General features: G+C 56.0%; 9 protein-coding genes. 3 read left to right on the top strand and 6 right to left on the bottom strand.

Annotated elements, in window-relative coordinates; all coding sequences use genetic code 11:
* Positions 1-179 precede the first annotated feature (179 nt).
* Genes B4113_RS09945 through B4113_RS09920 form a run of 6 tightly spaced genes read right to left on the bottom strand, consistent with a single transcriptional unit; the run spans position 180 to position 7848 of the window.
* Complete coding sequence (locus B4113_RS09945; RefSeq protein WP_033844228.1) at positions 180-1391, bottom strand: type II secretion system F family protein; 1212 nt, start codon at positions 1389-1391, stop codon at positions 180-182.
* On the bottom strand, positions 1378-2433 hold the full coding sequence (locus B4113_RS09940) for a type IV pilus twitching motility protein PilT (protein ID WP_061912459.1): 1056 nt from the start codon (positions 2431-2433) through the stop codon (positions 1378-1380). The genes B4113_RS09945 and B4113_RS09940 overlap by 14 nt, the downstream gene beginning before the upstream one ends.
* 12 nt (positions 2434-2445) lie before the next feature.
* Entirely contained in the window at positions 2446-4110 is a 1665-nt protein-coding gene (locus tag B4113_RS09935) for a GspE/PulE family protein (RefSeq protein ID WP_033844230.1), read from the bottom strand.
* Entirely contained in the window at positions 4107-5441 is a 1335-nt protein-coding gene (locus B4113_RS09930; protein ID WP_033844231.1) for a G5 domain-containing protein, read from the bottom strand. Before B4113_RS09930 ends, B4113_RS09935 begins: the two co-directional genes overlap by 4 nt.
* A gap of 17 nt (positions 5442-5458) precedes the next feature.
* On the bottom strand, positions 5459-6235 hold the full coding sequence (locus B4113_RS09925) for a PRC-barrel domain-containing protein (protein ID WP_061912467.1): 777 nt from the start codon (positions 6233-6235) through the stop codon (positions 5459-5461).
* Positions 6236-6240: 5 nt separating this feature from the next.
* Complete coding sequence (locus B4113_RS09920) at positions 6241-7848, bottom strand: hypothetical protein (RefSeq protein WP_061912457.1); 1608 nt, start codon at positions 7846-7848, stop codon at positions 6241-6243.
* Between the two features lie 130 nt (positions 7849-7978).
* On the opposite strand from B4113_RS09920, the gene B4113_RS09915 reads away from it, so the two are divergent.
* Genes B4113_RS09915 through B4113_RS09905 form a run of 3 tightly spaced genes read left to right on the top strand, consistent with a single transcriptional unit; the run spans position 7979 to position 10843 of the window.
* Positions 7979-8599, top strand: coding sequence for a prepilin-type N-terminal cleavage/methylation domain-containing protein (locus tag B4113_RS09915; protein ID WP_235597988.1), 621 nt, complete (start codon positions 7979-7981; stop codon positions 8597-8599).
* Positions 8583-9149, top strand: coding sequence for a PilW family protein (locus B4113_RS09910; RefSeq protein WP_061912456.1), 567 nt, complete (start codon positions 8583-8585; stop codon positions 9147-9149). Before B4113_RS09915 ends, B4113_RS09910 begins: the two co-directional genes overlap by 17 nt.
* Positions 9150-9160: 11 nt before the next feature.
* Complete coding sequence (locus tag B4113_RS09905) at positions 9161-10843, top strand: hypothetical protein (RefSeq protein ID WP_061912455.1); 1683 nt, start codon at positions 9161-9163, stop codon at positions 10841-10843.
* The last annotated feature ends 161 nt before the right edge of the window (positions 10844-11004 follow it).

Here is an 11004-nt window from a genome sequence, read left to right as displayed (position 1 = left end):
GGGCGTTTTCGATACCGGAAATGCCCTATTGGTGCTGGATTCTGAAAATCTCGCTAGTATTGGGCTGAATGGATACGTTTGAACATACCTTTCCTCTCCCTTTCTATTGAGTGATTTAGAACGATTTCCCTATTATTCTACAATATCACTGCAAAAATAGGAAGACTTTCTTAGAAGAATTATTGTTGAATGTGATTAAAGATATCGTACATTGGAACGATGATCGACGTGACGATCGTCCCAACGACGCCGGCGAGCAGGACGATCATCAGCGGTTCGATAAGCGATTTCAGGCGGTCGGTGCCGGCGTCGACTTCCGCTTCGTAAAAATCAGCGACTTTGCCAAGCATGGCATCGAGTGAACCGGTTTGTTCGCCGATGGCGATCATTTGCGCGACAAGCGGCGGAAACGCCCAATGGCGGCGGAGCGGCTCAGCGAGCGACCGGCCGCGCTCAAGGGCGGCGCGCGCCTCATCAAGCACGGCGGCGATCACTTCGTTTTCGACGACGCGTCCAGAGATGGAAAGCGCCTCTAAAATCGGCACCGAGCTGGAGACAAGCGAGCTGAGCGTGCGCGTCATGCGGGCGAGCGCCGCTTTTTGCATGAGCTTCCCAAAAATCGGAAGGCGCATGGCCACATAATCCAAGTAATATTTCGTCCGTTTTTGCCGACGCAAAGCGGCGAACGCCGCGCCAACGCCGATCCCTCCCAGCGCCACCAGCCACCAATAGCGCTGCATAAAAGCGCTCGCTTTCAGCACAAACTTCGTGATCGCCGGCAGTTCGGCATGGAAATCAGCAAACATGTCAACAAACGTCGGCACGACCGAGACGAGCAAAAAAATGACAACCGCCGTGGCGATGATGGCGACGGCCACCGGATAGGCGAGGGCGGAAACGATTTTTTGCCTCGTCCGATGCACTTTTTCAAAATGGTCGGCCAACCGGTCGAGCGTTTCGTCAAGCGTCCCGCTCGCTTCGCCGGCCCGCGCCATATTGACAAACAGCGGCGGAAAAATGCGGGGATGCTTCGCCGCCGCCGCGGACAGCGGATTTCCCTCCCGGAGATGCTGCTCCATGTCGAGCAGCGCGCGCGCCAGCGCCTTGCTTTCCGTTTGCTCCGATAAAATGCGAATCGAATCGACGATCGTCACCCCGGCGCGCACCAAGGTGGCGAATTGGCGCAAAAACACGACGAAATGCTGCAGTTTGACCGGGCGGCCGATGGAAATTTCCTTGTTCCATACCGTCGGCGGCACCTCGGCGATGACCGTCGGGCGAACCCCTTTCTCCCGCAATTTGAGCGCGGCTTCGCTCCGGGAAGCAGCCGCGATCACTCCCGACTTTTTCCTTCCTTGCTTATCCCGCCCTTCGTACTTAAATTGCGCCATCTTTCTCACGCTCCCCCGCTAAGTACACTTCAACTGCCGCCGCATCAATCCGCCCGGCCGCAACCAGTTCCTTGACGCTCATTTCCATCGTCTGCATGCCCACACTGCGGCTCGTCTGCATAATGTTGATGATTTGGTGTTCCTTCTCGTTGCGGATGAGATTGGCGACCGCGGCATTGTTCAGTAAAATTTCGAGCGCCGCCGCCCGTCCGGTTCGGCTTCGGTTCGGAAACAGGCGCTGCGCAATAATGGCGACAAGCACTGAAGCGAGCTGCAAGCGGATTTGCGCCTGCTGAGCCGAAGGAAAGACGTCAATCATCCGCTCGATCGCCGCCGGGGCGCTGGCCGTATGGAGCGTGCCCAACACCAAATGCCCCGTTTCCGCGGCCGTAATGGCAGTTTGAATCGTCTCCAAGTCGCGCATCTCCCCGACTAAAATGACGTCCGGGTCTTGGCGAAGCGCGGCGCGCAGCCCGGAAGCAAAGCTGCCGGTGTCAAATCCGACCTCGCGTTGATCAATGATCGATTTCCCGTGTTTATGTAAATATTCGATCGGATCCTCCAGCGTAATAATATGCTTCGACATCGTTTTGTTTATATAATCGATCATAGCGGCCAACGTCGTCGACTTGCCGCTGCCGGTCGGCCCGGTGACGAGCACAAGCCCGTGCGGCTTTTCCGCGATGCGCTTCAGCACGCTTGGCATGCCAAGCTCCTCCAACGTCGGGATGCGCATCGGGATGAGGCGAACGGCCAAGGAAACACAGGACCGCTGTTTAAACACGTTCAAGCGGAACCGGGACACGCCGGCGATCCCATAGGAAAAATCAAGCTCCCCGGTTTGTTGGAACTGCAGCCAAAGCGCTTCAGGGATGACGGCGCGCGCCATTTCTTCCGTGTCCTCAGGGCGCAGCCGCTCTTGGCCGTAGAGCCTCAGCTCGCCGTTCAGGCGAAAAATCGGCGGCGCTCCGACGGTCAAATGCACGTCGGACGCCCGGTACTCAAACGCCGCGCGCAACAACGTATCCAATTTTTCTTTCATTGCTCTCACCCATCAATGCAAAATCGCCACTTTGAGCACTTCCTCAAGCGTCGTCAATCCTTGCTTCACTTTCAGCAGCCCGTCATCGAGCAGAAAAATCATTTTGTTTTGGATGGCGAGCTCCCGCAGTCTCGAGAACGGTTCATTGTTTAAAATGATGCGGCGCATTTCGTCAGTAATGACCAACAGCTCGTGGACAGCGAGCCGGCCGCGGTAGCCGGTCATGTTGCACGTCGGGCAGCCGCGGCCGCGGACCAGCTGCTGAACGTCAATACCGCGGCGGGCGAAAATGTCCCGCTCCCGCTTCGTCGGCTCATACACTTCTTGGCAATCGCGGCAGACGCGGCGCACTAAGCGCTGGGCTACGACCCCGGCGAGCGAGGTCGCGACTAAAAACGGCTCAATGCCCATATCGATCAACCGGGTGATCGTGCTTAACGCATCGTTCGTATGAAGGGTGCTTAACACCAAATGACCGGTGAGCGAGGCGCGAATCGCCACTTCGGCGGTTTCGCGGTCGCGAATCTCGCCGACCATGATGATGTTCGGGTCTTGGCGCAAAATTGAACGAAGCCCTTGGGCGAACGTCAAACCGACGTTCGGATTGACTTGAATTTGATTGATACCTTCAATTTGATACTCGACCGGATCTTCAATCGTAATAATGTTGACCTGCTCGCTGTTTAAATAATTGAGCGCCGCATACAGCGTCGACGATTTTCCCGAGCCGGTCGGGCCCGTAATCAAAATGATGCCGTTGGGCCGCTCGATGAGGCGGATGAAACGGTCCAAATTGACGGCGTTGAACCCGAGCTTATCGATATCGTTCAGCGCCGCGCCCAAGTCAAGAACGCGCATGACGATTTTTTCCCCGTACACGGTCGGCAGCGTCGATACCCGCAGATCAACAGGATGGAAATCGATGTTCATTTTGATCCGCCCGTCTTGAGGGACGCGGTGTTCGGTAATATCCATGTGGGCCAAAATTTTAATCCTCGCCGTCAGCATGCTTTGCATATGCTTCGGCAGCGCCCGCTCGGTGCGGAGAAGGCCGTCGATCCGATAGCGGATGAGCACTTTTGTCTCCTGCGGGTCAATGTGAATATCGCTTGCCCGCTGCTCGACGGCAAGCTGCAAAATTTGGTTCACTAAACGAACGATCGGAGAATCGTCTTCAGCCGCCTTTCCATCATCGCGCCCCTCGGTCGGCGGAGCCGGAAGCAGGTCATCAAACGACTCGTCCATGTCATAGTATTTGTTGATCGCACGCAAAATGTCGTCCTTCGATGCGATCGCGGTTTCGATTTGAAAGCCGGTCGACAAGCGCAGATCATCTATGGCAAAAAAATCGAGCGGATCGGCCATCGCCACCAACAAGCGATCGTCTTCCACTTTGAGGGGCATGATGAGATGGCGGCGGGCCAGCTCTTTCGGCACTAGGTTGGTGGCTTTCGGATCAATCGGATAGCGGTACAAGCTGACGTGGGGAATGCCAAGCTGGAACTCGAGCGCCTCAATGAGCTGTTGTTCGGTGATATAGCCGCGCTGCAACAGCGCATCGCCGAGCTTTTGTTTTGGCGCTTTTTCCCGCAGCGCTTCCGCCAGCTGTTCTTCCGTAATTAACCCCGCTTCCACCAACAAGTCGCCGAGACGTTTTCGCTCGCGTTTTTTGTTCATCGGCTTCCCCCGCTTTCCCCGCTTTGTTTCGTATCGGTTGAACGACCTTCATCCACTTGGTCGCCACCGTCCGTCCGTTGCCCGTTTTCTGACGGCGGCCGCTTTTGGTCGCTTTCTTCATCCTTGTTTTGATTTCTAGAACCATCTTCCGCTGGCGTCTGCTCTTCCTCTTCCGGCGCGGAGACGGATGATTCCGGAACTTTCAGCCCCCGAACTTCAATCGTGTAAGCCGGCGGATAAAAGTCTTCGCTCACCGTTTCCCGGCGGACAAGTTTGGCGCCGTCACGCACCTCGCGTTCCACTTTTACCAGCAACCCTGAGCGCCCGGTCTGTTTGACTACGGACTGCTCCGGAGCCAGCCGCGAATCATACTGGATGATTTTGCGCGGTGCGATCGCTTCCGGTTGGCTCGTGCGCACGATATATTGGTAGGCGAACGGCCAGCCATGAATGAGCGCTTTCACTTGACGGCCGTCATAGCGAAGAATGAGCGTATAATCCACCGTATTTGAATTCAACCATTGCAAATCGCGCTGGCTGTCAACCTTGGCTTCAAATCCCGGGGTGATGCCGTCCGGAAGCGTGCTCCCTGCATATCTTTCCATCAGCACAAAATTGGTGGAAAGGACGGCGCGATACACGGCCGATGCCAACGCCTCGACGGCGCGGTCGGACAATCCGCCGCCCGCTTGTTCGATCATGGCGCGCAGCGACACGAGCTGATTGGCGCGGACGGCAAGCCGGCGCTCGGACGCAAGAAAACGAGAAAGGCTTTCATCATGGATCGGAACGGCCGCTTCGCTCACCACCGTTTTCCCTTTTCCAGAAGCCGGGAGATAACGGGTCAAATCAAGCGGCTGGCTGGGCGCTGACAGCTGGGAAGCCGCCGCTTCCAAATCCTTTTCCAGCTCCTGAACATCCAAGGCGTCTCGCGCCGCCGGCGGCAGAAGGCGGCCGACGACCTCGAGGCAAGCGCTCATATCGGCCAATGCAAGCAGCGGGACAGAGCGCCCGTTGACAATGTTTTGCGTGCTTTCCGACAAGCGAAAAGTGAAGAGATCGGCCGACAGTTCCGCCTGTTTTTCCTGATAGCGGAGCGGAATCGAAGCCGTCGCCCGCCAGTCGTTCACGCGATCGGCCACCGCCCGCCGGGCTTCCGCCGGCGTCATCCCGGCGAGCGAAATCGGACCGACCGACGTCCCCGGGCGATAACGGTCTTGGCCGGGGCCGAACGATTCATAAGCCAAAACGCCTAAACGGACAAATGAAAGAAAATAGACTGTGCAGACCGCCATCACGATAAACAATTTCCCTATGGAAGCGGCTCTCACTCCGAGCTCCCCCTTTTTCATTCGGCTTCAATGTTCATCGAGACGTCGACAATGACGCTAGGGCCGGCTTCCTGCGCTTTGCGCACGTCCTCTTCGCAAAGCACGGTGCCCGCTTGGAATAAAAGTTCGCCGTTCATGTCATAAATGTCTTTGGTCAGCCGTTTTCCCGAAAGAAACGCCACTTGTTTTTCGCGAAGCGATTCCAACGCTTCCACGTTTTCGGCCGTCTCTGTCATGACCTGCATTTGTTCGGAAATGTCGCTCTCCTTCATCCCGCTTTCGCTGTCATCCAACTCGATGAGCTGCGCCGCATCAGAAAGGAGCGCTGTCTGTGCATCATCGGCAACGATCAGCATCTCTTTTCCGTACGTGAGCACTTGGGCGGACGGCAGCACCGCTTCGCCGTTTTCCAGACGAACGGACACGCCGATAATCTCTCCGGTTTCCTCGTTTAGAAAAAACTCTTGCACCTCACCAAGAAGTTGCCCCTTGCGCGTAATCGCTTTTGTCTGTTTGATGCGGATTTGTTTGTTGACCAACTGATTGGCGATCGGAATTTCCGATAAATCGATCACATCATGGCCGCTGGCCACCGTGACGGCGAACTCTCCGATCCCGACGATTTTTTTGAACGGGATCGCTTTTAAGCTCACTTGCACGTCTTCGTGCTCGACCGTCAAAAAGTCGACCGAGCCTTTATCCGGATTGATGACAAAGTTTTTCACGGCACCGATTTGTGTCCCATCAGCGATGCTGATGATCGGCAGCCCGATGATTTGCGCACTCGCTTTCATTTTCTTCACCTCAACGATCTTCCTAATGTTGCAGCCATTTCCCGCCAGAGCCTTAGTTCTGCGGCAATGGCCGGGTAAGGCGAAAAGCGCCGCTCGAGTTGATCGAGCCAAGCAGCTAGCGGCTCAGCCCGGCGCTCGAGCACATAATGTTCCAACAGCAAGCGGGCGAATACGTAATAGTCGCGGTCAGTGAGGGGAGCCTGCAGGCATTGGTGCAGACACCGCTCATACGCCTCGCTCGTCAACTGGGAGCGGCTCAACCTCAACTCAGCCGCCGCCAGTTGCGCTTTTTCGGAAACCATTCGCGGCAGGGCCGTCAAAGCCGGTCGTTCTTCTTCAGCGGAACGATCGTCGCCGGCCATCGGCGCTGGCGGAGACGGCTCAGCGGCTGAATGCTCGCTGACAGCGGCCGCTTCAGCAGCGAGCGACACCGCAGCGCTTCCGCCAGCGAGCGCACCCGCTCCCCCAGCGGCGCAGTCCGCGTCTTGCTCCCCGATCTCTAGAAGGTCATCCGTAGCGCCATCGTCGCCGCCAGCCGCTCCTGCTTTCCGATGCTCTTCGCCGTCATGGCGAACATCACCTAGCAACGCCATCGAATCGGATCGAGCTTCTTCGAAATCCGGGCCGACCTCGTCTCCCCAGCCGTCGATATCCACTTTCAAAAGAAGAGCTTCTTGAGGATCATTTTCCTGCTTCCGAAGCACCGCGGCCTCAAGCTCCGGCGTCACCGCACCCGGCCATTCGTCAAGCCAATCGGCAACGCGACGCAGCGGTTCGACGGACTCAACGCCTGAAGCCGCGAACTCGGACAGCGGCACCGCTTCGTCGGCCGCCTCCATCCACCGATCCGCTCGTGAAGACACCGCCGTCTCCTCGGCAGGCCGCAGCGGTTCAACGGACTCAACGCCTGAAGCCGCGAACTCGGACAGCGGCACCGCCTCTTCGGCCGCCTCCATCCACCCATCTGCTCGTGAAGACACCGCCGTCTCCTCGGCAGGCCGCAGCGGTTCGAAGGCGGCTTCGCCCTCTTCCCGGCGCAATATCATCGCTTGTTCCAACGGCTCATCAGCGGGAGAAGCCGGCGCCGCTTCCCCGCTCGATGGCTCAACGTCCTTAAGCGGCTCAAGGAACGGTTCCCCTTCCTCCGCCGCTTCCCCAAACGAATCGATGGGAGAAGAGGGAGCCCCCTCCGTTTTCCTCTCCTCTAGTTTGGGAGGCAATCCGTCCGGTTCGGCGGAAAGCCGCGGTTGGTGCAAGTGGGCCGCCGCCAGCGGAGCAGCCGAGAAAACGGAACCGGCGGGCGAACCACCGTGCCCGTTCGCCTCTTTGTCCTTTTCGCCTTGAAAGCTTGTTTCACGAAAATCATTGCGCCGGTAGAGAATCGCTCCCAAACGGCGGTCAAGCAAAAGCGAAGCCGCGGCCAACAGTACGAGAACCAACGCGGCCGTCTGCCAAAGCGGAATGACGGAACTCGCCATATCGGCCATAATGGCGGCGAGCAGCGCGACAGCGACCGCCATCAGTCCGCCCAAACGACTAAACCCAAGCGGAAGCAGCCAAATCAACAACAATGCTACGACAAAAGCACCAGCATACATCAGCGCCTCTTTCATCGCGCCCCCCCATTTCTATGACAAAAGGCCTTTTTTAGGAAAAAATCTGCAACATTCGACTCTTACTTATTGTATAATAAAGTTACATATTTTGAAAGAAGGTTTTATAGAAAGAAAGGTTGCGATCATAGTGGATCAGAATCGATTCGTTTGCCGATGTTCCGCTGGATTCACCCTCGTTGAGACGTTGTTGTCGATCGCCTTGCTGTCGGTGGTGGTGATCGGTCTGTTTTCGTTTTTCACCAACGCCATGACCTATACAGCCGGCAATGAACGGCGAACGGTCGCCATCAATCTGGCGCGTGGGACGGCGAACTATTTCGAAAAAAATACGAACTTTGCTTCGCTGCAAACCTACTTGCAAACCCAACCCATTCTCAAGCTAGAAAAGACAAGCTGCAGCAACAACGCTTTGCGGTCTTTGTTTTTCGCCAACTCGCAGCAAGGAACGCTCGATCCGCAGCAAGCCTGCGCCGTGCAGCTCGCTCCGACCGTCAATGACGTCCCGTACGCCGTCACCGTATATATCGTCCGCGCCGACCGTGAAGGGTGGGACGCGTTTCTCGCCTCCCCGGAGTTTCGCTCTTTGCCGGAACAGCTTCAAGCGGACGTGAAAAGCGAACGAACCGCCGTTCTGTCTTCACAAGCCGGCCAATATATGGCTAAGTTGTACACGCTCGTTCGCTTCGGAGAACGAAACCGTGACATCACATGGGTGGAAGGAGCCATTGCCGATGAAACGATTCGCTGACGGTGAAAAGGGGATGACGCTTGTTGAAGTGCTGGCGGCAATAACGATTTCGATGCTTATCGTCGGCGCCGTGTATGCGGTCTTTCTTGGCGGCGTTCGCGCCTACCAGCATATCGGCATCGAAAACGAATTGCGCAGCGAAGCCGACTATGTGGCCGCCCGTCTCATGAATGCCCTGTACGCGTTCGCGCCCGACGGCCTTGAAGCCGAGCGAAGCCAAGAAAACCAAACGCTGCGCAAACTGCGGTTCATCAAAAACGAACAATTCCAAACAAACAACCAAGTCGGGCTCGTCTCGCGCGCAGAAACCGAACAGCCAACCTATCAGTCGGTGGAGATCAAAGGCGGCAAGCTGATGATCGATGGCGCGGCGGTCACCTCTCCCGCTTTTCAGCTGGACGATACGTCGTTTTTTTCGTTTCGCTGCGCGCGCTGGCAAAAAAACATTTGCCGAAGCGGAGTGCTGACGATGACCTTTACGGTGCGGGATGGGGAAAGCGCCGCCTTTCCGGTTCAACCGTTCACCGTCAAAACTGAATTCGGATTTTAGGAGGACGAAGCATGCGCCGGATTGAACAAGGCTACAGTTTACTTACGACCCTTTTGGTCGTCACCGTCTTTTTTTTGCTCGGCTTGACGATCATCGCCGTCTCCCTTCAACACGCCCGATTCGCGACGGTGCGCGTTGATGATGTGCAGTCGCTCCACAAGGCCAAAACGGAAGTGAACGAGGCGGTCGCCGATTTGAAAGCGGAATTGTCCGATCCGAATTTTTTTACGAGCCATCACATTTTTTCGCCAAATGAATGGGATCATTTTCTCGGCCTTGACAGCTCCAATCCCGGGGATAAAACGATGGCCGGACGCTTGCTGGAACGCTACGGAGTGATGGTGAAAGACGAGAGCGACCAGTATCAAATCGACAAGCAACAAGTGTTTCTGCGCGTCTTGAGATTAGAGAAATCGTTCGATGACGGGCACCGAACCCGGACCGTCGCCCGACGCGTTTTTGTCACCAACACGCCGAGCTTTTTAAAATACGCGCTCGGCTCCAACCGCGCTGTCGTATTAAACGGAGGCGTCTATATCGAAAAAGGTGATGTTTACGCCGGTGAAACCGGGTATGCCAGCAACGCCACAACGTACGTCAGCCGAACGAACGAACTGAAAATCGAAAACTATGACAGCGGAATGCCGCGGTTCTCCGACTCTTCGGTCTGGTATTTAAACGGGGCTTTCCAAGCGTGCGGGCAAAAGAAGAGCTGCTGGACGGCAGACGAAACGCAAGCCCGCTTTCAAATGACGAATCAATGGGAGTCGTCCTGGCCGGGGGGAACAACGGAACCGCCCCCGTCCTTCCAGCCAAGCAACGAAGACTTTGTGGACGTCGATTTTGAGCTGACCGTCGCCGATAAACTGTTGCAGGCAGCCGGCTTCTCACCATCATCGCCCGAATATATTGCAGAAGTGGAAGCTGTTCAAGAAGCCGCGGACAAAACCGAAGCGCTGCACCAATTAGCCAACAAACTGAAAGACAGGTTCAACGAATTGAACGGAAACGATCCGCTTGAAATCATCAAGCAAAAGAAAGACAAACCGCTTTACGTTAATGGGGGCATCAACCTGATCGGGGATGTGGACATTCAAACAGACAAAGGGGTCAACCAATGGCTAATTGTCAACGGCCCTCTGAAACTCAACGGTCCGCAAAACAATTTTATCAACATACACGGAAACTTTATCGTTTTCGGCGACTTGAGGATCACCGGTAAGGTTAGACTCGATGCCAGCGTTTATGTGACGGGAAAAACGGAAATTTATCAAAGCCGCATCGAGCGGGCGGACAAAGGGGTCGTGCTGTTGTCGAAAGGAAAGCTCGATTTGGCCCGCATCAATGAATTTGATAACCCGAGAGGGGAAGCAAACTTGAAAGGATATTTTTACACCGACAGCAGCGCTACCATTTATGCCGTCGGCTCGTACTTATCTATCGACGGAGGGCTGTTCGCCCGTGGAAACGGCGACCCCGCCCCCGATACAGACATTTATGGATTGGTGGTCAATGCGTTCCGCGGCCGGGTCGAAGGAAGCAATGGGGAGCCTTCCGGTTTCGTTCCTAATCCCAATGTGGCATCATCGCGGCTAGTCGTCCGCTATCGCCCGGAAGTGCTCGTTGAGCAAGGGACGGGGCTTCCGTTTGTCAATCGTTTATCACTTGTCGTCGATCGCTTGGAAGTCCGGTGAACCCCCCTCCGCTTCCCATCGTTGCGGGCTGCTTGCAGTGGGGGCTTCTCACGCAATCCCATCTATGGACGGATTATGTAACAAAAAGAGGCCGGCTCGAAAAGTCGTTCAACCGACTTTTCGAGGGCCTTCTTTTTTTAAAACGCGGATCTCATCTTTGG

This window comes from Geobacillus sp. B4113_201601, assembly GCF_001587475.1.
Classification (GTDB): domain Bacteria; phylum Bacillota; class Bacilli; order Bacillales; family Anoxybacillaceae; genus Geobacillus; species Geobacillus icigianus.
The sequence above is the reverse complement of the archived record's forward strand: the minus strand, read 5'-3'. Positions and strand labels throughout refer to the sequence as shown.

What these genes read in the sequence shown, in the direction of transcription:
- B4113_RS09945 (WP_033844228.1), bottom strand. Translation starts at nt 1,391, where the DNA reads ATGGCGCAATTTAAGTACGAAGGGCGGGATAAGCAAGGAAGGAAAAAG.
- B4113_RS09940 (WP_061912459.1), bottom strand. Translation starts at nt 2,433, where the DNA reads ATGAAAGAAAAATTGGATACGTTGTTGCGCGCGGCGTTTGAGTACCGG.
- B4113_RS09935 (WP_033844230.1), bottom strand. Translation starts at nt 4,110, where the DNA reads ATGAACAAAAAACGCGAGCGAAAACGTCTCGGCGACTTGTTGGTGGAA.
- B4113_RS09925 (WP_061912467.1), bottom strand. Translation starts at nt 6,235, where the DNA reads ATGAAAGCGAGTGCGCAAATCATCGGGCTGCCGATCATCAGCATCGCT.
- B4113_RS09920 (WP_061912457.1), bottom strand. Translation starts at nt 7,848, where the DNA reads ATGAAAGAGGCGCTGATGTATGCTGGTGCTTTTGTCGTAGCATTGTTG.
- B4113_RS09910 (WP_061912456.1), top strand. Translation starts at nt 8,583, where the DNA reads ATGAAACGATTCGCTGACGGTGAAAAGGGGATGACGCTTGTTGAAGTG.
- B4113_RS09905 (WP_061912455.1), top strand. Translation starts at nt 9,161, where the DNA reads ATGCGCCGGATTGAACAAGGCTACAGTTTACTTACGACCCTTTTGGTC.